A 23,263-nucleotide genomic window follows, 5' to 3' on the forward strand; every position below is an offset into this window, starting at 1 on the left:
CGCCAGGACCCGGCGCTGCTCGAGCAGGCCGATCAGCGCCGGCGCGTCCATGGATTGCGTGTTCGCTGCTTCCAGATTCACAGTCTGAACTCCTCGGTTTCCGATTCGGTGTCACACCCGGCTTCCGCTTCGGGCTCTTGGTGGGCGAAATGCGCCGGAATGGCGTTGTGCGGTACCTGCACCTCGTGCGCGCCCGGCGCGGTGCGCACGGCCGCAGCCATCGCGGCCAGCCCCGGCCGGTCGAAGACCGCGCGCACGTCGATGCCCCAGCCGCGTCCGCGCAACTGCTCCAGCATCTGCACCGCCAGCAGCGAATGCCCGCCGAGCGCCAAGAAGCTGTCGTGGCGGCCGATGCGCTCCACCCCGAGCAGCCGCGACCAGATCGACGCCAGCGCCTCCTCGACCTCGCCCTGCGGCGGCTCGAAGGCGCGGCGGCCGAAGGCCTCGTCGCCGGGCGCGGGCAACGCCTTGCGGTCCAGCTTGCCGTTGGCGCCCAGCGGCAGCGCGGCGAGGCGCACGTAGGCGGCTGGCAGCATGTGTTCGGGCAGGTGCTCGGCGAGCCGGCCGCGCAACCGGGCGGGCTCCGGCGCGTCGCCGGCCGAGCCCGGCACCACGTAGGCCACCAGCGCCGGTGTGCCGGAACGGTCCTCGCGCGCCAGCACCACGGCATCGGCGATGCCATCGACGGCGCGCAGCCGCGCCTCGATCTCGCCCGGCTCGATGCGCTGCCCGCGCAGCTTGACCTGGAAGTCGGTGCGGCCCAGGTACTCGATGGCGCCGTCGGCGCGCCAGCGGCCGAGGTCGCCGGTGCGGTAGAGCCGGCCGTTCCCGCCGAAGGGGTCGGCGATGAAGCGCTGCGCCGTCAGCTCCGGCCGGCCCAGGTAGCCGCGCGCCACCTGCACGCCGCCGATGTAGAGCTCGCCCGCGACGCCGGCCGGCACCGGGCGCAGCGCGCCGTCGAGCAGGTAGAGCCGGGTGTTGGCGACCGGCCTGCCGATGGGCACGTACTCGCCGTCGCCATCGCCGTCGCCATCGCCGCAGGTCCAGGCGCTCACGTCCACCGCCGCTTCGGTCGGCCCGTACAGGTTGTGCAGGCGCGCATGCGGCAGGCGCTCGCGGCAGCGGCTCGCCAGGCCGGCGGAAAGCGCCTCGCCGCTGCAGACCACGCGCCGCAGGCCGGCGCAGGCGGCGGCGCCATCGGCATCGCCGTCGAGCCGCGCCAGGAAAAGCCGCAGCATCGAAGGCACGAAGTGCAGCGTCGTCACCCCGCTCTCGCGGATCAGTTCGCACAGATAGGCGGGGTCCTTGTGCCCCTCGGGGCGCGCCAGCACCAGCCGCGCGCCCGCCATCAGCGGCCAGAAGAACTCCCACACCGACACGTCGAAGCCCAGCGGCGTCTTCTGCAGCACCACGTCGTCGGGTGCCAGCGCGTAGGCCTGCTGCATCCAGTGCAGGCGGTTGACGATGCCCCGGTGCTCGTTCATCACGCCCTTGGGGCGGCCGGTGGAGCCGGAGGTGTAGATCACATAGGCCAGGTGGCTTTCGCGGACTTCGGGGCCGCGTTCGTCCGGTTCGGTGGGCGCATCCGTGAGGGCGCCGCGATCCAGCGCGAGCGTGGGCACCATCGCCGGCAGGTCCGCCGCGAGCCCGGTGTCGGCCAGCACCGCCACAGGGCCGGCCTCGTCGATCATTTCCCGCAGCCGCTGCGGCGGATGCGAGGGGTCGAGCGGCAGGTATGCGCCGCCGGCCTTCAGCACCGCGAGCAGCGCCACCACCAGCATCTCGCTGCGCTGCATGAAGATGCCCACGCGCGCGTCGGGCGCCACGCCGAGCGCGCGCAGCCGCCGCGCCAGCCGGTTCGCGTGCGCGTCGAGGCCGGCATAGCTGAGACTGCGGCCTTCGAACACCACGGCGGTCGCGTCGGGGCGTTGCGCGGCCTGGCGCTCGAAGAGCTGGTGCAGGAGCAGGCCGCGCGGATAGTCGGCGGCGGTGGCATTGAAGCCGCTCAGCACCCGCAGGCGTTCGCTTTCCGGCAGCACCTCGATGCGGTGAAGCGGCCGACCGGGCTCGGCCTCCAGCGCATCTGCGAGCGAACGCAGGGCCTGCTCGACGAAGCCGCGGATGCGCCGAGCATCGATGCGGCGGTCGATCTCGGCGGTGATGCCGAAGCCGTCGCCATGGTCGTCCACGTGCAGCACGAAGGGATAGTTGGTGCGGTCGTGCCCGCCCAGCGATTCGATGCCCGCCATGCTCGCGGCGCCCCCCCTGCCCTCGCGATGGCTGTGGCGGTAGTTGAGCAGGCTGGTGAAGAGCGGCGCCTCGGCCGGCAGCCCGCTGCAGCGCCGCGCCAGGCTCAGCGAGGCGTGCTCGTGGCGCATCAGCTCCGCGAGATCGGCGTGCACGCGGCGCAGCGCCGTTTCGGCGCCGTCGTCGATGCGCACGCGCAGCGGCAGCGTGTTGAGGAACATGCCCATCGCGCGCGTCGCCTCGGCGCCCGCCTGCAGCCGGCCGAAGAGCACCGTGCCGAAGACCACGTCACGGCTTGCGCCGCAGCAGCGCGCCAGCACCAGCGCCCAGGCCAGGTGGAACACGCTGGCCGCGCCCACCCCGTGCAGCCGCGCCTGTTCGCGCAGGCGCCGCGCCAGCCCGGGCTCCAGTTCGCCGCGCGACTGCAGCACGCCGCTGCCGTCGCCGCGCACCTCGTCCAGCCCGAAGGGCACGGTGGCCTGCTCCACGTCGCCCAGCACGCGGCGGAAATAGGCTTCATGCCCTGCTTCCGACCCGCCGCGGCGCGCCTGCGCCACGAAGCGCCGGAACGGCACCGGTACTGGCAATTCATCGCGCCGGCCCTGCAGGATCAGCATGACCTCGTGCACCAGCAGCTGCGAGGCCGTGTGGTCGAGGATCAGGTGGTGGTGCAGCAGCTGCAGCAGCCAGCGCCCGCTGCCCTCTTCCCCGATGGCATGGCCGCGCAGCATCGGCGCGCGGCGCACGTCGAGGCGGCAGCTGCGTGGGTCGGCCAGCGCGCGCAGCCGCTGCAGTGCTTCTTCTGCGGGCGCGGCGGCCAGCATCGCGATCTCCAGGTCTGCCTCGCGCTGCACAACCTGCACCGGCTGCTCCAGCTCCTGCCAGTGCACGCTGGTGCGCAGGATGTCGTGGCGCGCGATCACCTCGCGCAGCGCCTGCACGAAGCCCTCCAGCCGTTCGCGGCTGTCGAAGCGCAGCAGGGTCGGCATCACGTAGGCGTCGCCTCCATCCTCGCTCTCGCGATGAAGGCGGTGATGGAACAGGATGCCCTCCTGCAGCGGCGCGAGCGGATAGATGTCCTGCACGTTGCGCAGGCCGCCGGGCACCTTCGCCGCGAGGCGGTCGATGGCGCCCTGCTCCAGCGCCGGCAGCGCATCGGCACCCTGGCCCTCGCGCAGCAGCGCGATCAGCTCGGCCTTGCGCTCGCGCAGTGCCCGCACCAACGCCGGGTCGGCCAGCAGCCGCGCATCGCCCTGCAGCGCGAGCCGCTCGCCGTCCAGCCGCAGCGCGAGGCCGCGCGAGGCCAGCGCCTCGAGCAGCTGCAAGGGCGTCGCGTCGAAGTTGCTCACAGGACGATCTCCTCCAGCTGCACGGTGGCCGCCGCGAGCTCGGCCAGCGTCGCCGCGTTGAACACCATCTGCACGTCGACCTGCAGCTGCTGCTCGCCCATGGCGTGGATCAGCTGTATCGCGAGCGCCGAATGCCCGCCGAGCTCGAAGAAGTTGTCGTGACGGCCGACCTGCGCCACGCCGAGCAGTTCGCCCCAGAGGGCGGCCAGCCGGGCCTCGATGTCGGTCCGCGGCGCGGCGTAGGTGCGGCGGGCGAGGCCGCTGTCGCCGGGTGGCGGCAGCGCCATGCGGTCGAGCTTGCCGTTGGCGTTGAGCGGCCAGGCCGCGAGCACCACGCACGCGGCGGGCAGCATGTAGTCGGGCAGCTGCGCGCCGAGCTGCGCGCGCAGCGCGGAAGGCTCCGGCGCCGCGCCCTGCTGCGCGAGCAGGTAGGCGACCAGGCGGGGCTCGCCGGGCTGGCTGCCATCGGCCACCACGATGGCCTCGCGCACGCCGTCCAGCCGCGCGAGCCTGGTCTCGATCTCGCCCAGCTCGATGCGGTAGCCGCGGATCTTCACCTGATGGTCGTTGCGGCCCAGGTATTCGATGCTGCCGTCGGCGCGCCAGCGGCCGAGGTCGCCGGTCCTGTACATGCGCGCGCCGGCTTCGGCCGCGAAGGGATCGGGCAGGAAGCGCCCGGCGGTGAGCGCAGGCTGCCCCAGGTAGCCCCGCGCGACGCCGGCGCCGCCGATGTGGATCTCGCCGGCAACGCCGATGGGCACCGGCTCGCCATGCGCGTCGAGCAGGTAGACACGCGCGCCCGGCATCGGCCGGCCGATGTTCGGCACCGCGCCCGCGATGGGGCCGCAGGTGGCGTCCACGCTGCATTCGGTCGGGCCGTACATGTTGTGGAACCGGAGCTCCGTGCCGTTCTCCGCGAGGCCCTGCCAGGTGTCGGCGTCGAGCGCCTCGCCGCCCAGCAGCAGCTTTCGGAGCGAGGTGCCGCGCCGCTGCGGAAAGCCGGCCGCGCGCAGCATGCGCAGGTGCGAGGGCGTGCACTCCATCGCCTCGATGGCATGGCGCTCCAGGAAGTCGAGCAGCGCTTGCGCATCGAGGCGTGTGCGCTCCGGCAGCAGGAACACGCTGCGGCCGAAGGCGAGCTGGCCCCATGCCTTCACCGCCATGTCGAAGCCGAAGGAGGAGTTCCAGGCCACGCGGCTGCAGTCCGGCGCCTGGCCATGGATGCGCCGCTCCATTCCGCGCAGGAAGTTCAGCACGTTGCGGTGTTCGACCATCACGCCCTTGGGCACGCCGGTCGAGCCCGAGGTGTAGATCACGTAGGCCAGGTGCGCGGGGGTCAGCCCCACGGCTTCGGGGTCGGGGTCGTGCGAGGGCGCACCGGCCCATGGCGGCGGCGAATCGCCGTCCAGCACCAGCACCACGCATCCTTCGGGCACCGCGAGGCGCTCCAGCAGGCGGGCCTGCGTCAGCACCGCCACCGGGGCGCTGTCGCCCAGCATGTGGGCGAGGCGGTCGTCGGGGTGCACCGGGTCCAGCGGCACGCAGGCGCCGCCGGCCTTGAGCGTGGCCATGAGCGCCACGCCGAGGTCCACGCTGCGTTCCAGGCACAGCGCGACGCGGTCGTCGGGGCGCAGGCCCAGGCCGCGCAGGTGATGCGCGATGCGGTTGGCGCGGGCGTTGAGCCCCGCGTAGTCCAGCGATTCGCCCTCGCAGGCCAGTGCCAGCGTCCCCGGCCGTCTTGCGGCCTGCGCCTCGAAGAGGCGGTGCAGCAGGCCATTGCCCCCGCCGGCCTCGCCGCCGTCGTTGAAGCCGCGCAGCACCAGCTCGCGCTCGCGTGGCGCCATCAGCGCGATGCGGTCCACCGGCGCGGCGGCATCGGCCGCCATGCCGCGCAGCATTGCCACCAGTGCGTGCCAGTGGCGCCGCACCGTGGCCTCGTCGTAGAGGGCGGTGGCGTAGTTGAACTGGCCCGCGATGCGCTCGCCGGCCGGCTCCAGGTCCAGCGAGAGATCGAACTGCGCGCTGCCCGCGTGGCTGGCGAGGTTGTCGAAGGCAAGTCCTTCCAGCTCCAGCCGGGCCGGCGGCGTGTTCTGCCATGCCAGCCGGACCTGGTAGACCGGGTTGAAGGCGCTGGAGCGCGGCGGGTTCAGCGCTTCCACCACCTGCTCGAAAGGCACGTCGCGGTGCTGCTGCGCTTCGAGCGCCACCTGCCGCGCCTGCTTCAGGAGGCCTTCGGCGTCCAGGCCCTCGCCGATGTCGAAGCGCAGAGCCTGCGCGTTGACGAAGAAGCCGATCAGCGGCTCGAGCTCGGCCCGGTCGCGCCCGGCGACGGCGCTGCCGAGCACCACGTGCGTCTGGCCGCTCAGGCGCGCGAGCACCGCCGCCCATGCCCCGAGCACCACCATGTAGACGGTGACGCCATGGCGCCGCGCCAGCGCGCCGAGCTCGCGCGTCAACGCCTCGTCGATGCCGACTTCGATGCTGGCGCCGCGATAGTCCTGCTGCGGCGGGCGAGGCCTGTCGGTGGCCAGGCCGATCAGCGGCGGCGCGTCGCGCAGCCGCTCCACCCAGTAGCCCAGCCGCGCCTGCGCGCCCTCGCCCTGCAGGCGCCGCCGCTGCCACGCGACGTAGTCGCCGTACTGCACCGGCAGCGCCGGCAGCGGGTCGGGCTCGCCACGGCCGAAGGCCGCGTACAGCGCAGAGAACTCGTGCGCCAGCACCGCCAGCGACCAGCCGTCGCACACGATGTGGTGCATCGTGAGCAGCAGCACATGCTCGTCGGCCGCGAGGCGCAGCAGGCGCACGCGCAGCGGCGGCTCGCGCTCCAGGTCGAAGGGCGCGGCGGCCTCGGCCTGGCACAGCGCGCGCAGGGTGCTGTGGCCGAGCTCGTCGGGTCCGCCGGGTCCGCTGAAGAGGCCGTCGATTTCCTGCAGCTCCAGCGCGACGCCCTGCGCCGCCTCGATGCGCTGGCGCGGCTGGCCGTCGACCATGACGAAGCGCGCGCGCAGCGACTCGTGCCGCGCGACGATCCGCTCGAGCGCGCGCTGCAGCGCGACGCGGTCGAGCACGCCGCGCAGGCGCAGGGCGGCGGGCAGGTGGTAGGCCGCGCCGGCCTGTGCGTCGATGCGCGTCACGTACCAAAGGCGCTGCTGCGAGTGCGACAGCGGCCACGTGCCGCGATCCAGCGCTGCCCGATCCGCCGCGACGATCGGGTCTGCCGCTCCGGGCGCCTCGCGTGCTATCTCCTGCGCGAGCTGCGCCAGCCGGGGCCGCGCGAACACCGTCGTCAGCGCCAGCTCGACGCCGAAGCGCTGGCGCAGCTGCGAGATCATGCGCACGGCCAGCAGCGAATGGCCGCCCAGCTCGAAGAAGCCGTCGTCGCGGCCGACGCGCTCGATGCCGAGCAGCGATTCCCATGTCTGTGCCAGCGCCCTTTCGTGCTCGCCTTCGGGCGCCCGGTAGCCGCGCCGCGCATGGGCTTCGTCGTCCGGCGCGGGCAGCGCGGCGCGGTCGAGCTTGCCGTTGGCGTTGAGCGGCAATGCATCGAGCGGCACGAAGGCGGCCGGCAGCATGTGCTCGGGCAGGCGCACGGCCAGGCGTGCGCGCATTTGCGCCGGTTCGGGCGGCGGGCTGGTCGGGTCGGCGGCCACCACGTAGGCCAGCAGGCGCCTGTCTTCGTCCTGCCCTTCGCTGGCGATCACCGCCGCTTCGCGGATGCCGCCCAGGCGCATCAGCTCGGCTTCGATCTCGCCCGGCTCGATGCGGAAGCCGCGGATCTTCAGCTGCCGGTCGTCGCGGCCCAGGAATTCGATGGAACCGTCGGCGCGCCAGCGGCCGAGGTCGCCGCTGCGGTACATGCGCGGCTGCGATGCATCGGCGGGAGCGGTCACGAACGGATCGGCCGCGAAGCGCTGCGCCGTCAGCTCGGGGCGATGCAGGTAGCCGCGCGCCACGCCCGCGCCGCCGATCCAGATTTCGCCGATGGCGCCGACCGGCACCGGCTCTCGATGCGCGTCGAGCAGATAGACGCGCGCATTGGTGACCGGCCGTCCGATGTCCAGCGACGAATCTCCGGCACGGCAGCGCGCGACGGTGGCGTTGATGGTGGTTTCCGTCGGCCCGTAGGCATTGGCCAGCGCCGGGCGATGCCCCCCGCGCCGCCACCACGCGTCTAGCGCGGCCGCGCCGACCGTGTCGCCACCGATCACGATCTGGCGCAGCGACGGCGGAAACACCGCTTCAGGCGACAGCGCGAGCCGCTGCCAGAACAGCGTCGGCAGATTGGCCACGCTGAGCCGGTGCTCGCCGCACAGCGCACACCAACGCGCGGGCTCGGCGAGCCATTCGTCGGTGCGCAGCACCAGCGTCGCGCCATGGCTGAGCGCGCCGAAGATCTCCTCTCCCGCCACGTCGAAGCTCAGGCCGGAGAACTGCAGCACCCTGTCCTGCGCACCGAAGCCGTAGAGCGCCTGCAGCGCCGCGACCTGGTGGGAGAGCTGCCGGTGCTCGACCATCACGCCCTTGGGCGTGCCGGTGGAGCCGGAGGTGTAGATCACGTAGGCCAGGTGCGAGCCGTCGCCGGGCAGGCCGCCTGCATCGGGCGTGTGCGCGGGCTCGTTCGCCAGCGGCTCGTGCCTGTCGAGCGCGATCGTCGTGCAGCGCGGCGGCGGATGCAGGCGCGGGCTCAGCGCGGAATGCGTCAGCAGCACGGCCGGCGCGCAATCTTCCAGTTGCCAGGCCAGCCGCTGGTCGGGGTGGGAGGGATCGAGCGGCACATACGCGGCCCCGGCCTTGAGCGTGCCCAGCACAGCGACGACGAGGTCGAACCCGCGTTCGAGGCACAGCGCGACCCGCTCGCCGGCCCCGGCGCCCAGGCCGCGCAGGTGGTGTGCGAGCCGGTTGGCCCGCTGGTCGAGCTCGGCATAGCCGAGGCGTTCGCCATCGTGCTCCAGCGCGACCGCCTGCGGCCGCAGCGCGGCCTGCCGTTCGAACGCCGCGTGCGCGAACGGGTGCGCGGGAACTGCGGATGCGCCCTGGGCGAAGACGTGCAGCAGGCGATCGCGTTCCGTGTCCTCGAGCAGCGCGATGCGCTCGACCGGCAGGCCTTCGTCGCTCTGCGCCATGCCGCGCAGCATCGCCACCAGCGCCTGCCAGTGGCGGCGGACCGTGGCCTCGTCGAAAAGCGCCGTGGCGTAGTTGAGCTTGCCGACGATGCGTCCGCCCTCTTCCTGGGCTTCCTGCAGGTCCAGCGCCATGTCGAACTGCGCGCTGCCCGGCAGGCTCTCGACCCGCTCGACGGCGAGGCCCGCGAGCTCCAGCGCGATCGGCGGCGTGTTGTGCCAGGCCAGCATCAGCTGGAACACCGGGTGGTGGGCCATGGAACGCGGCGGGTTCAGCGTCTCGACCAGGCGCTCGAAGGGCACGTCCTGCCGGGCCTGCGCCTGCAGCGCGGTCTCGCGCACCTGCGCGAGCAGGCCGGCCACGCTCGGGTTGCCGTCCAGCGCGATCCTCATCGCCTGCGTGTTGATGAAGCAGCCGATCAGCGGCTCGACCTCGGCGCGGCCGCGGCCGGCATGCGAACTGCCGATCACCACCTGCCGCTGGCCGCCGTAGCGCGCCACCACCGCGGCCCACGTCGCCAGCACGACCATGTACAGCGTCGCGCCGTGCCGCCGGGCGAGCGCTCGCAGGGCCCGCGTGGTTTCGGCATCGACGCCGACCTCGATGCTCGCGCCGCGATAGTCCTGCAGCGCGGGCCTCGGGCGGTCGTGCGGCAGCTCGACCAGCGCCGGTGCGCCTTGCAGATGCCCGGCCCACTCCCGCAGCCGGGCCTGTGCGGCGGGGCCCTGCAGGTGGCGGTGCAGCCACGCTGCATGGTCGGCGTACTGGACGGCCAGCGCCGGCAGGCGAGGCTCGCGCCCCTCGCGCAGCGCGCTGTAGGCGGCGGCGAACTCGCGCATCAGCACGCCCAGCGACCAGCCGTCGGAGACGATGTGGTGCATCGAGACCACGAGCACGTGGTCCTGCGCCGCGACGCGCAGCAGTCGGCCACGGATCGGCGGGCCGGCCGCGAGGTCGAAGGGCTCGGCGGCGGCTTCGCGGCACAGCGCCTCGATGTGCGCGGGGTCCGCGGCGTCCGCGGCGCTGACGCCTTGCTCGCGCAGCTCGAAGCCGCGCGGCGGGTCGATGTGCTGCCATGGCTGCCCATCCGCTTCGACGAAGCGCGTGCGCAGGGCCTCGTGCCGGGCCACGACGTGGTCCAGCGCGGCACGCAGGGCCGTGCCGTCGAGCGCGCCGCGCAGGCGCAGGGCGCCGGTGATGTGATACGCGACGCTGGCCTTGGCATCGACACCGGAGATGAACCACAGGCGCTGCTGTGCCGGGGACAGGGGCAGAGGCCGGCTGCGGTCGGCGGGCGTGATCGCGTCCGGTGCGCCCGGACCTGCCTCGGAGATGGCCTCGGAGATGGCATCGGCGAGCGCGGCAAGGCGTGGGCGGGCGAAGAGCGTGGCAAGCGGAAGTTCCGCGCCGAGGCGCTCGCGGATCTGCGAGATGAGCCTGATGGCCAGCAGGGAATGGCCGCCGAGCTCGAAGAAGTCGTCGTTGCGGCCGACCCGCGGGATGTCCAGCAGCTGGGACCAGATGCCGGCGAGGCATTGCTCGACTTCGCCTCGCGGTGGGTCGTCGGTGCGCCGGCCGCGGGCTTCGGTGGCGGGCAGTGCCTTGCGGTCGAGCTTGCCGTTGGGGGTCAGCGGCAGCGCGTCGAGTGCGACGAAGGCCGAGGGGACCATGTAGTCCGGCAGGCGGTCGAGCAAGGCGGTGCGCAGTGCGCCCGGATCTGCGGCCTCGGTGAGGACGAGATACGCGACCAGCCGTTTTTCGCCCGGCTGGTCTTCTCGCGCGATCACCGCTGCTTCCCTGACGCCGTCGAGCCTCGCCAGCTGCGCTTCGATCTCACCGGGCTCGACGCGGTAGCCGCGCAGCTTCACCTGATGGTCGTTGCGCCCCAGGTACTCGATGCTGCCGTCGGCGCGCCAGCGGCCGAGGTCGCCGCTTCGGTACATGCGCGCGCCGCCGCGGCTGAACGGGTCGGGCACGAATCGGTCCGCGCTCAGTTCGGGCTGCGACAGGTAGCCGCGGGCGACCTGGGCGCCGGCCAGGTACAGCTCGCCGGCGACACCCACCGGCACCGGATTGCGTTGCGCGTCGAGCACATGGATGCGGCTGTTGCCGACGGGCTTTCCGATCGGCGGCAGGTCTTTCCATTTTTCGGGGAGGCCGCTCAGCGTGTGCGTGCTGACCACGTGCGTCTCGGTCGGGCCGTAGTGGTTGTGCAGCCTTGCCTGCGGATGCCGCGCGAACATGCGGCGGATCGCCGGCGTGATGCGCAACTGCTCGCCGGCAGTGATCACATCGCGCAGCATCGGCAAGGGCTCGGCGCGCCGCGACCACAGTTCGCAGAGGTTCTGCAGCGCGATGTAGGGCAGGAACAGGCGCTCGACGGACTCCCGCGCCAACCACTCGGCCAACGCCGGAAGATCCTGACGCAGCCCTTCGCGCAGCAGCACCAGCGTGCCGCCACAGGCCAGTGTCGAGAAGATCTCCTGGAAGGCGACATCGAAGCCGGGCGCTGCGAACTGCAGGGTGCGCGCGGGCTCGGGCAGCTGCTCCCGTTGCCACTCCAGCAGGTTGGCCAGCCCGCGATGCGGCATCGCCACGCCCTTGGGTTCGCCCGTGGAGCCGGAGGTGTAGATCACATAGGCCAGATGCGATGCGGCGAGCCCTTCGACTTGCAGGTTGTCGGCGCAGGCTTCGGCCCAGGCCGCGCCTGCTTCATCGAGCGGGACCGTTGCCACGTCCGGCGCAAGCCGTTCGATCAGGGCTTGCTGGCCCAGCACGACAGTCGCCGCGCTGTCGCGCAGCATGCGGACCAACCGCTCCCGCGGATACGCAGGGTCCAGCGGCACGCACGCGCCGCCGGCCTTGAGCGTGGCCAGGATCGCCACCACCATCGCGAAGCCGCGCCCGGCGCAGATGGCGACGCGGGTATCGGGCCCCACGCCGAGGCCGCGCAGATGCCGGGCAAGCCGGTTGGCCTGCTCACCGAGCGCGCGATAGCTCAGCTGCGCGCCATCGAGTTCGAGCGCGATGCGCTCGGGGTGCACCGCCACCTGCCGTTCGAAGGCTTCGTGGACCAGGGCTGTCGGGTCATGCGCGCGATGCGTGTCGTTGAAACCATGGAGCACACGCCAACGTTCCTGCTCAGGCAGCACATCGAGCGTCATCAGCGGCCGCCCCGGTTCTTCTTCCAGAGCCCGCGAAACAGATTGCAGCGCCTGCCGCACGAACCCGGCAACGCGTTCCGCGCCCACCGAGGCATCGACCTGCACCGTCAGCCCGAAGCCGCTGCCGTCGTCGTCCACATGCAGGCCGAAGGGGTAGTTGGTGCGGTCGCGCACGTCGAGCAGGCGCACGCCGTCGAGCACCTCGGCGCGCGCGAACTGGCCGTGCCTGTAGTTGAGCAGCGCAGAGAACAGGGGCACATGTGTGGGCATCGCGCTGCAGCGCTGCGCTTGCACCAGCGAGGCGTGCTCGTGGCGCAGCAGCTCGCTCAACGCCGCATGGGTCTCATGCAGCCCCTGCAGCGTTCCGCGCCCGCCCAGCGCGATGCGCACCGGCAGCGTGTTGATGAACATGCCCATGGCGCGTTCGATGCCCGGGCCGCCCTGCATGCGGCCGAACAGCACCGTGCCGAACACCACGTCCTCGCGTCCGCTGCACGAGGCCAGTACGCGGGCCCAGGCCAGATGGAAAAGGCTCGCGGTGCTCACGCCATGCCGCATGGCGAGGGCGCGCAGCTGCGACGACAAGGCCGCAGGCAGCATCGACTTCGCCTGCCCGATGCGCGAGCCATCGCCCTGCACATCGAGCAGGCCGAACGCAGCCGTCGGCTCGTCCACGTCGCCGAGCATCGCGCCGAAGAAGGCCGCGTGCTCCGCTTCGCTCGTGCCCTGGCGCGAGCGGGCCACGAAATCCCGGAACGGCACCGGCGCGGGCAGGCTGCCCGCGTCGCCGCGCTCGATGGCCGCGATCTCCTCCACCAGCAGCTCCAGCGCGGTGTGGTCCATCACGAGGTGGTGATAGGACAGCTGCAGCAGCCAGCGCCCGCTCGCGTCGTCACGGGCCGCGAAGCCCTGCAGCATGGGCGCGCGCCGCACGTCGATGCGAAGGCCCCGCACGCGCGGATGCTCGCGCAGGCGCTGCTGCGCGGGGCTCTCGCCCGGTGCCAGCGTCAATGTCTCGGGCGCGAATCCGGCGTTTCGCCACACCACCTGCACGGGCTCGGCCAGGCCCTCCCAGTGGATCGCGGTGCGCAGGATGTCGTGGCGCCCGATCACCTGGGAGAGCGCCGCGGCGAAGCTCTCCATGCGCGGCCTGCTGTCGAACTCGAGCAGCGTCGGCAGCACGTAGGCGTCGCCCTCGCCCTTGCTTTCGCGCTGCAGCAGGTGGTGGAACAGGATGCCCTGCTGCAGCGGCGCGAGCGGATAGATGTCCTGGATGTTGGCCGCGCCGCCCGGCGTGGCCTGCACGATTCGCGCGATATCGGCCGCGTCGAGCCTGGCGAGCGTCAGCATCGCGGGCTCGATGGCTTCGCAGCCCGGCGGGATCAGGTTGGGCGGCACCGATGCAGTCTCTTCGTCGCGCCGGATCGTGGAGGCGAATGCATGCAGCCTCGGGTGCGTGAAGAGCGACCGGATGTCGGTGGACCAGCCGCGCCGGCGCAGCTGTTCGAGCAACCGGATGGCCAGCAGGGAATGGCCACCGAGCTCGAAGAAGTCGTCGTCGCGGCCGATCTGGCGGATGCCGAGGAGCCGGGACCAGATGCCGGCGAGGGCCTGTTCGACTTCGCCCTGTGGTGGCGAGGAGGTGCCGTGGCCATGGGCCCCGGGTGCGGGCAGTGCCTTGCGGTCGAGCTTGCCATTGGGGGTCAGCGGCAGCGCGTCGAGTGCGACGAAGGCCGAGGGGACCATGTAGTCCGGCAGGCGTTCGCGCAAGGCGGCGCGCAGTGCGGATGGATCGAGGGCACCGGCGCGGACCAGGTAGGCGACCAATCGCTTGTCGCCCGGCTGGTCTTCGCGGGCGATCACTGCAGCTTCGCGTACGCCTTCGATGCGGGCGAGCTGCGCTTCGATCTCGCCCAATTCGACGCGGTAGCCGCGCAGCTTCACCTGATGGTCGTTGCGCCCCAGGTACTCGATGCTGCCGTCGGCGCGCCAGCGGCCGAGATCGCCGCTTCGGTACATGCGTGCGCCCGGGCCGCCGAACGGATCGGGCAGGAAGCGTGCTTCGGTGAGATCGGGCTGCGAGAGATATCCCCGGGCGACCTGTTCGCCGCCCAGATACAGCTCGCCCACGACTCCCTCGGGAGCCGGATTGCGCTGCGCATCCAGCACGTAGATGCGGCTGTTGCCAACGGACTTCCCGATGGGCGGCAGGTCTTCCCATTGCCCGGGCGCGCCGCCCAGCGTGTGCGTGCTGACCACGTGCGTCTCGGTCGGGCCGTAGTGGTTGTGCAGCCTGGCCTGCGGATGCTTGCCGAACATGAGCCGGATCGCGGGCGTGATGCGCAATTGCTCGCCTGCCGTGATCACGTCCCGCAGCATCGGCAGCAGTGCACTGCGCTGCGACCACAGCTCGCACAGGTTCTGCAGCGCGATGCAAGGCAGGAACAGCCGTTCGACCGATTCTTCGGCGAGCCATTCGGCCAAGGCCGGCAGGTCCTGGCGCAAGCCCTCGCGCAGCAGCACCAGCGTGCCGCCGCTGGCCAGCGTCGAGAAGATCTCCTGGAAGGCGACATCGAAGCCGAGCGCCGCGAACTGCAGGGTGCGCGCGGGTTCGGGCAATTGCTCCCGCTGCCATGCGAGCAGATTGACGAGCCCGCGATGCGGCATCGCCACGCCCTTGGGCTCGCCGGTGGAGCCGGAGGTGTAGATCACGTAAGCCAGGTGCGATGCGGCGAGCCCTTCGACTTGCAGGTCGTCGGCGCAGGCTTCGGCCCAGGCCGCGCCTGCTTCATCGAGCGGGACCGTTGCCACGTCGGGCGTGAGCCCTTCCATCTGCCCCAGGACGACCGCTGCCCCGCTGTCGCGCAGCATGTGGCCCAGGCGCTCGCGTGGATATGCCGGATCCAGCGGCACGCAGGCACCGCCGGCCTTGAGCGTGGCCAGGATCGCGATCACCATCGCGAAACTGCGCCCGGCACGGATCGCGACACGGGTGTCCGGCCCGACTCCGAGTCCATGAAGATGCCGTGCAAGCCGGTTGGCCTGCTCGTTGAGCTCGCGATAGCTCAGCTGGGCGCCATCGAGTTCGAGCGCGATGCGTTCCGGGTGCTGCGCCGCCTGCTGCTCGAAGGCCTCGTGCGCCAGCGCCGCCGTGCCGTACGCACCATGCGTATCGTTGAAGCCGTGCAGCACGCGCTGAAGCTCTTCCGCCGGCAAGACTTCGAGCGCCATCAGCGCGCGGCCAGGCTCCTCTTCCAGCGCCTCGGCAACAGCCTGCAATGCCCGCACCACGAACCCGCACACGCGCCGCGCGGGCACCGAGTCGTGAATCTCGGCGCTGAGCACGAAACCTTCTCCCAGGTCGTCGACGTACAGGCTGAACGGATAGTTGGTGAGGTCGCGTCCGCCGAGGTAGTGCATGCCATCGGCGATCGCGATCCCGCCCTCCGCGGAGAAACTCTCGCTTCGGCTGTGCCGGTAGTTGAGCAGCGCCGGGAAGACCGGCACGCCCGGCCCAAGGCCGCTGCAGCGTTGCGCCAGCGTGAGCGATGCATGCTCGTGGCGCAGCAGCTCGCTCAACGCCGCGTGGGTCTCGCGCAGCCCCTGCAGCGTTCCGCGCCCGCCCAGCGCGATGCGCACCGGCAGCGTGTTGATGAACATGCCCATGGCACGCTCGATGCCCGGGCCGCCCTGCATGCGGCCGAACAGCACCGTGCCGAAGACCACGTCGTCACGTCCGCTGCATGAAGCCAGCACACGCGCCCAGGCCAGATGGAACAGGCTGGCCGTGCTCACGCCGTGGCGCATGGCGAGCGCGCGCAGCCGCAGCGACAAGGCCGGGGGCAGCGTCGCCCTCGCCTGCTCGACCTGCGAGCCATCGCCCTGCACGTCGAGAAGGCCGAATGGCGCCGTCGGCTCGTCCACGTCGCCGAGCATCGCGCCGAAGAAGGCTTCGTGCTCCGCCTCGCTCGTGCCCTGGCGCGAGCGGGCCACGAAATCCCGGAACGGTACGGGCGCGGGCAGGCTGTCTCCGCGCCCCTGCAGCAGCGCCACCACCTCGTGCAGGATCAGCTCGGTGGTGGTGTGGTCCAGCGTCAGGTGGTGATGCAGCAGCTGCAGCAGCCAGCATTGCGAAACGGGGTCGAAGGCCGCGTGGGCCTGCAGCATCGGCGCGCGGCGCAGGTCCAGGCGCACCGTGCGCGCATCGGCACGGGCCTGCAGCTGCGCCTGTACGTCGCCATCGGCCGGGTCGAAGCGGTGCTCCCGCAGCGCAAGGCCGGCGCTGCGCCAGACGACCTGCACGGGCGTGTCCAGCCCTTCCCACTGCACGGCGGTGCGCAGGATGTCGTGGCGGGCGACGACCTGCCGTAGCGCGGCCACGAACCGGTCGAGCCGCGCGCGATCGTCGAAGCGCAGCAGTGCCGGCAGCACATAGGCGTCGCCCCCGCCCCTGCTTTCGCCCCTGCTTTTGCCCTGCAGCAGGTGGTGGAAGAGGATGCCTTCCTGCAGCGGCGCGAGCGGGTAGATGTCCTGGATGTTGCGCATGCCGCCCGGCACGGCGGCGGCGATCAGGTCGATCTGCGCCTGCGTCAGGCTCGCGAGCGGAAGCATCCGCGGCGTGATGCGCCCGCATTGCGCGGGGATCGCGTTCGGCGGCACAGGTGCAGGTGTCGCGGCCTTGTCCTGCGCCGCCACGCGGGCTGCGAGCGCGCCCAGTGTCGGCTCGGTGAAGAGCTGGCGGATATCGGCCTCCATCCCTTCGCGCTGCATGCGCTCGACCAGCCGCACCGCGAGGATGGAATGCCCGCCGAGCTCGAAGAAGTTGTCGCCGCGCCCCACCCGCTCGATGCCGAGCACTTCGGACCACAGCCTCGCCATTGCCTGCTCGGTGGCACCCTGCGGCGGCTCATGCTCGCGCTGCCCGTGCCATGCGCGAGGCTCCGGCGGGGGCAGCGCCTTGCGGTCGAGCTTGCCGTTGGGGGTCAGCGGCAGGACGTCCAGCGGCACGTACGCGGCCGGGATCATGTAGTCGGGCAGGTGCCTGCCCAAGGCGATGCGCGCGGCGGCGGGATCGAAGGCCGCCCTGGCCTCGGCATCTGCGTCGGCGAACACGAGGTACGCGACGAGGCGCGTATCGCCCGGCTGGTCCTCCCGCGCGATCGCCACCGCGTCGGCCACGCCGTCGAGCCGCAACAGCCGGGCCTCGATTTCGCCGGGCTCGATGCGGAAGCCGCGGATCTTGAGCTGCTGGTCGTTGCGTCCGAGGTACTCCAGGCTGCCGTCGGCGAGCAGGCGGCCCATGTCGCCGCTGCGGTACATGCGCGCGCCCGGCACGCCGCCGAACGGATCGGGCACGAAGCGCTGCGCGTCCAGCTCGGGCCGGCGCAGGTAGCCGCGGGCCACGCCGGCGCCGCCGACGCAGATCTCGCCCGCGCAGCCCACCGGCAGCGGCCGGCCCTGCGCATCGAGCACGTACAGGCTCAGGTCGGGAATGCGCGTGCCGATCGGGCTCGCGCCGGCGCGATGGGCATCGTCGGGGCCGAGTACCCGGCAGCTGACGTGCACGGTGGTCTCGGTGATGCCGTACATGTTGACCAGCTGCGCGCGCCGGTTGTGCGCCTGCGCGTACCAGGGTGCGAGCGTGGCCGTTTCCAGAGCCTCGCCGCCGAGGATCACGTGGCGAAGCGCATGCGCCGGCAGCTCCTTCGGGGCAGACCGGCATGCGGCGGCGAACTGGCGGAATGCGCTCGGCGTCTGGTTGAGCACGGTCACGCCCTGCTCGCACACCAGGCGGTGGAACTCCGCCGGCGAGCGGCTGACCGCGTGCGGCACGATCACCAGCCGGCCGCCGTGGAGCAGCGCGCCCCACAGCTCCCACACCGAGAAGTCGAAGGCGAAGGAGTGGAAGAGCGTCCACACGTCGTCGCGGCCGAAGCCGAACCAGCCGCGCGTCGCGGCGAAGAGGCGGCCGACCTGCGCGTGCTCGACCATCACGCCCTTGGGCAGGCCGGTGGAGCCGGAGGTGTAGATCACATAGGCCAGGTGCGAGGGCGCGAGGCCCTCGATTTGCGGATTGCCGATGGGTGCGTCGCACCACGGTGCTTCTTCCCATGGCTGGTCGAGGCGCAGCCGTTGGCACGAGGGCAGCGCGGGCAGGCGATCGAGCGAGGCGCGGTCGCCGATCAGCGCCACCGGCGTGCTGTCGCGCAGCATGTGGGCCAGGCGTTCGTCGGGCTGCACCGGGTCCAGCGGGACGTAGGCGCCACCGGCCTTGAGCGTGGCGAGGATCGCGATCACCATGCCGGGCCCGCGCTCCAGGCAGATCGCGACGAGCGCGTCGGGGCCCACGCCCCGCCCGCGCAGGTGGTGGGCCAGCTGGTTGGCGCGCCGGTCGAGTTCGCCGTAGCTCAGCCGCTGGTCTTCGAACTGCACGGCGATGGCGTCCGGGTCGCGCGCGGCCTGCTGCTCGAACAGCGCGTGGATCAGCGAAGGGGCGCCGGTGTCGAGCAGCGGCCGGTTGAAGCCGTGCACGACCAGGTCGCGCTCGGCTTCGTCCATCAGCGGCAGGTCGCGCACGGGTGTATGCGGCGCATCGGTTGCGGCGCGCATCAGCGCCTGCAGTCGCCGCAGGTGCATGGCCATCTGCGGCGCGGAGAACAGCGCCGGGTCGTGGTTGAACTCGACGTGCACCGGCCGCCCGGGCTCGTAGTCGCGCACGTAGACCGCGAGCGGCTGGCGCTCGTGGCCGTTGTGCAGCGGGAACACCGTGCTGCGGATGCCTTCGAGCCGCAGGTCGCCCTGGAAGCTTTCGATCGACAGGGAGATGTCGAACAGGCCGCGGCGCTCGCCCGTGCCGGCCAGCAGCTCGCGGTGCAGCTCGGCCAGGGGATAGCGCTGGTGGCGGTAGCACTGCTTCAGTTCGGCCGCGACGCCGCGCAGGGTCTGCGCGAAGCTCTGCCGCGGATCGACCGCGATGCCGACCGGGATCGCGCCCGAGAACATGCCGGGCATGCGCCTGTGCGCGGCGCTGGTGCGGTTGTGCACCGGCATGCCGATCACGACTTCGTCGCCAGCTTCGCGTTCCTGATGAAGGCGCGCGAAGTACACCGCCAGCAGCGCGGCGAGGAAGTGCGTGCTCGACGCGCCCTGCGCGGCAGCCACTTCGGTCAGGCGGTCGTGGTCGGCGCGGTCCAGGTGCCAGACGGCCTGCTCCACCTTGCGGCGGGCCGCCTGGCTGCGCCGCGCAGGGGCGTCTTCGAACAGCGGCGCGGCCAGGCGTGCGTGGCGCTGCAGCCAGAAGGCGCGGTCGCGGGCGTAGCGCGGGGAGGCCTGGTACTCGGCATCGAGGCGGATGAAGCCGGCATAGTCGCCGCCTTCGTCTTTTTCTTCTTCCCCGAGCGCTGCCTCGCCGCGCCCGAGCCGGTTGTAGGCATCGGCGACGGCATTGCCGATCAGCGAGACCGCCCACCCGTCCGCGACGAGATGGTGGAAGCACACCAGCCAGTAGCCGCGCCGGGGCGCGACCTGCAGCCACTGCATGCGCCACAGCCGCTGGCCGTAGAGCGCGAAGGGGGCGAGGAAGGCGGCGCGCAGGTGTGCCCATGCGCTCGCCTCAGGGTCGGCTTCGCCGGTGAAATCGAAGCGCTGCAGCGGCGCGCCGGCGGCATCGTCGTCGGGCGCGGCGAAGCGCTGCATGGCTTCGCCGTTGTTGTCGCCGTTGTTGCCGCCGCGCTCGAGCACGGTGCGCAGCGCCTGGTGGCGCGAGACGACGGCGCGGATCGCCGCTTCCAGCCGGTCGACGTCGGTGGGCCCGTCGAGGCTGGCCGTCACGCCGATGTTGTGGCAGGGCATATCGGGCGCCAGCGACTGCTCGAGCCAGACGGCCTGCTGGGGCGAACTCAGGGGTTGCACGTGCGGGCCGCTCACGATTGGCTGCCGTCCGGGACCAGTGTTTCCAGCCGGCGCAGGCGCGGGTGGAAGAGCGCGAAAACGGTCAGCGCGAGGCCGGCCGCGCCGCTCGCGAAGAACAGGAAGCCGATGCCGCGGCCCGGCCCCGTGCCGAAGAGGCTGCCCACCGGCGTGCCGTCGAGCGCGCCGCCGGGGCGCAGCGCGGGCTCGAGCACCGCGTCGGCGAGCCAGCCTCCGGCCAGCAGCACGGCGCACATCACGAGCATGTTGGACGCGGCGATCAGCGCGAAGACGCTGCCCTGCCGGCCGACGGGCGCCTTGCGCATCCACAGCGCATGCGAGCACGCGACCGAGGTGCTGCCGCAGAACAGGCAGACGAAGGCCGCGGCGCACCACAGCGCCGGCGTGGTCGCGCAGCCGGCGGCCAGCACCGCCGCGCACTGCAGCGCGTCGCAGGCCAGCACCCATCGCATCAGCCCGTGCCGCAGCCGCGCGGTGGCGACCAGGATCGAGCCGAGCAGGCCGCCGACGATGCCGACGGACATCACCAGGCCCAGCACGCCGCTGGAGTGCGTGGACAGCACCATCGGCGTCACCATGGCCGTGGCCAGCACCATGAGGCACTGCACCAGCGCGCCGTAGCCGAGCAGCGCGCGCATCAGCGGCTGCTCGCGCAGGTAGGCGAGCGCGCCGGAAAGGCTGGCGCCAGCGCCGCGCCAAAGCGCGCCGCCTTGCGCGGGCACATCGCCACTGCGGACGTCCGCGCCACCGCGTACGTCCGCGCCGGCGCGGGTCAGCGCGGCGAACACCAGCGCGGCGGCGGCCAGCAGCAGGCACAGCTGCGTCGCCATCACGCCCTGCAGGCCGCCCGCGTGCGCCATCAGGAAGCCGGCCGTGGCGGGCGCGCCGACCTGCACCAGCGCGCGGGAGATGCCGGTCAGCCCGCCGACCTGGGCGAAGCGGTCCTTGGGCACGAAACGGCTGACGGCCACCCGGATCGACGGCCGCCGCAGCGCGCCGACGGCGGCCGCGATCGCGGCATAGGCGTAGAGCGCGCCGATGCCGAGCCGGCCCGAGGTCAGCGCCAGCACGATCGCTAAGGTGCCGGCGACGGCGGCGAGGTCGCAGCACAGCACCACCCGGCGCCGGTCGTGCCGGTCGGCCAGCACGCCGGCGAAGGGCGTGGCCAGCATCGCCGCGAGCGCGGCGGCGAGCACCGAGAAGGAGTAGTCCTGCGCGGAGCCGGTGCGCGAGAAGATCCAGACGCCCACCGCGAAGCTGACCAGCGTGGTGCCGAGGTCGAAGGCGGTCTCGCTGAGCCACAGCAGGGCGAAAGTGGAGCGGGTGCCCCGGGCCTGTTGCTGCTCCTGTTGTTGCAGGGGCGGCGGCCTGGCCGGGTTGTCACGGGTTGGAGTCGCAGCGGCTTCCACGGTCACTTCCTGCATAACGTGCGCTCTCCAGGGTCCGCGCTCTGTCAATTAATAAAAAAGCGCAGGTACTTCGGGTGGCGGGATGAATATTTGCGCGGCCGGGCCGCGGGCGTTGCACGATTATTCCGCGCTGCAGCACTGTAATTGGGGTGCTCGCACAAATGACGCATCAGTTAAATTTGTTGACGTGGAAGCACGAGAACTTCGGAATTGAAGCGTATTTGGAATTACGAAGATCTGTTCCGTTTGCAGGCGAACGGGGCAATGCGAATGGCATCGGACGACCCGGAAAGGCTGTGGCGCAGACCCTAAAGGGCACAGAGAGTCAAATCCGAAGTGCAACACCTTGTCTCCCCTGAGGTGTTCAGGTGGAGGACAGGTTGGCGCGTCGGGCCCGGAAATCGGCCGGGCCGGCGTAGTAATTCTGTTTAGAAATTCATTTGTAGAAAAAAGAAAGCGTTGGGAGTTTTTGAACCGGGCGCTCGAAAAAATCAGGCAGGCAACCACGGCAAAGGGATTGCCGCACTGCGGGTAGGGGAAAAAGAAAAAGGCCTCCGGCAATGCCCGAGGCCTTTTTATTAATGAATTCGTTGGCAGTTTTTAAATGGATCGGCCCGAATTCCGGGGACGGCACCGTGCGGGGCCGAGAGAGGCGCCGGACGCCCGCAGCCATAGGAGAATCCCCGGCTGTTCGGGGCCGCCACATACCGCAGGCGGGTCGGCCAACGGGCTTCTACAGGAACGATGTCATGCAACTGGAATGCCGCATTTCGCGCAAGAAGAAGAGTTCTCCAGGTACCGCACCGGGTGCCGCCATGCTCGTGGCGCTGGTTCTCTCATCGGCCCCGATGCTGACGGTCGGGCAGGAAAGCGGCGGCGGCATGAAGTGGTCGCAGGACCCCGCTACGGGATGCCGCTTCGTGGCGCCCTCCTCGCTGGGCACGGCGCCGACCTACTGGATTGGCGCCTGCTCCAGCGGCAAGGCCGCCGGCCTCGGCATGCTCCGCACGCGCGTCGGCACCACCGCGGGCCACGCGTTCTACGGCGAACTGCGCGAAGGCGTTCCGGTGATCGGCACCGTCGACCTCGATGGCGGTTTCCAGGTGGGCAGGTTCGTGCGGGGCGACATCGGCACGCGCGACACCGAATGGCAGGAGCGGCACGACGGCTTCGAGACGGCGCTGCGCGCGGCACGCGCTGTCAGCGCGCACTATGCCGGACAGAAGAACGCGGCCTCGGCGCGGCACTACAGCGGCGTCGCGAAGAAGCTGGAGACGCAGCTCGAGGGCGATTGATCGACGAAGCTGCGCGCGCCCGCCGCTATCCGGCTACTCGATCAGCGCGCGCTTGACGTCTTCCTGCAGGCTGCGCAGGTGGTCGCGCATGGCCACGCGCGCGCGTTCGGCGTCGCGCGCGCGCAGGGCGCTGATGATCTCGCCGTGCTCGTCGTGGTTCTCCGAATGCCTGTGCAGCGGGCTGTGCAGGCGGAAGAGCCGTGCGTTGACGCGAAGCTCCTCCACCAGCCGGGGGAACACGACATTGCCGCTGGCCTTGGCGATCAGCAGGTGGAAGCGGTCGTCGAAGTGCCAGTGCTCGGTTTCGCTGTGCTCGCCGCCGCCCAGCGTGGCGATGTCGGCCTCCAGGGCGTCGATCTCGGCGTCGGTGATCTTGCCCACCGCCAGCGCGATGGCCTCGCACTCGATGACCTCGCGCGCGCGCATGCAGTCGAAGTACTCCTTGGTGCCGAGCGCACGCACGGCGTAGGAGCGCGCGTCGCGCCGCACCAGCAGCCCCTCGCCCGCCAGCCTCACCAGCGCTTCGCGCATGGGCGTGCGCGAGATGCGCAGGTCTTCCGCCAGCCGCGCTTCCTGCAGCGGGCTGCCGGCCGAGATCTGCCGATCGAGGATCAGGGTGCGCAGCCGGTCGTAGGCCTGTTCGGCCAGGCTGGCGGAGCGCACCTCCAGCGGAGCGATCGTGATGGTGGCGGGCTGCGTGGGGCTGGGAAGGCTGGGCATGCGGGGATGGGCGAAAGCCACGAGGGCGG

Annotated in this window: 5 protein-coding genes; 1 reads left to right on the plus strand and 4 read right to left on the minus strand. The window is 71.7% G+C overall.

Translation table 11 applies throughout. The annotated features are described in order from the left end of the window. Positions 1-77: 77 nt before the first annotated feature. Genes EJP67_RS06580 through EJP67_RS06590 form a run of 3 tightly spaced genes read right to left on the minus strand, consistent with a single transcriptional unit; the run spans position 78 to position 21,234 of the window. Positions 78-3,596 (minus strand): non-ribosomal peptide synthetase, encoded by a 3,519-nt coding sequence (locus EJP67_RS06580; protein ID WP_126020816.1) that lies wholly within the window; start codon positions 3,594-3,596, stop codon positions 78-80. After that, on the minus strand, positions 3,593-19,792 hold the full coding sequence (locus tag EJP67_RS06585; RefSeq protein ID WP_206169462.1) for a non-ribosomal peptide synthetase: 16,200 nt from the start codon (positions 19,790-19,792) through the stop codon (positions 3,593-3,595). The genes EJP67_RS06580 and EJP67_RS06585 overlap by 4 nt, the downstream gene beginning before the upstream one ends. An 11-nt stretch (positions 19,793-19,803) precedes the next feature. Further along, on the minus strand, positions 19,804-21,234 hold the full coding sequence (locus EJP67_RS06590; RefSeq protein ID WP_126020820.1) for an MFS transporter: 1,431 nt from the start codon (positions 21,232-21,234) through the stop codon (positions 19,804-19,806). Positions 21,235-21,968: 734 nt separating this feature from the next. Between EJP67_RS06590 and EJP67_RS06595 the strand changes: the two genes are divergently transcribed. Beyond that, positions 21,969-22,514: a hypothetical protein gene (locus EJP67_RS06595; protein WP_126020822.1), complete on the plus strand. Its 546-nt coding sequence runs from the start codon at positions 21,969-21,971 to the stop codon at positions 22,512-22,514. A gap of 33 nt (positions 22,515-22,547) precedes the next feature. Here the strand turns inward: EJP67_RS06595 and EJP67_RS06600 are convergent, their stop codons facing one another. Further along, positions 22,548-23,234, minus strand: coding sequence for a GntR family transcriptional regulator (locus tag EJP67_RS06600; protein ID WP_126020825.1), 687 nt, complete (start codon positions 23,232-23,234; stop codon positions 22,548-22,550). Between the last annotated feature and the right edge of the window lie 29 nt (positions 23,235-23,263).

The organism is Variovorax guangxiensis (assembly GCF_003952165.1).
GTDB lineage: Bacteria > Pseudomonadota > Gammaproteobacteria > Burkholderiales > Burkholderiaceae_C > Variovorax > Variovorax guangxiensis.

Coding starts and splice junctions, on each gene's coding strand:
- EJP67_RS06595 (WP_126020822.1), top strand. CDS start 21,969: ATGCAACTGGAATGCCGCATTTCGCGCAAGAAGAAGAGTTCTCCAGGT.
- EJP67_RS06590 (WP_126020820.1), bottom strand. CDS start 21,234: ATGCAGGAAGTGACCGTGGAAGCCGCTGCGACTCCAACCCGTGACAAC.
- EJP67_RS06600 (WP_126020825.1), bottom strand. CDS start 23,234: ATGCCCAGCCTTCCCAGCCCCACGCAGCCCGCCACCATCACGATCGCT.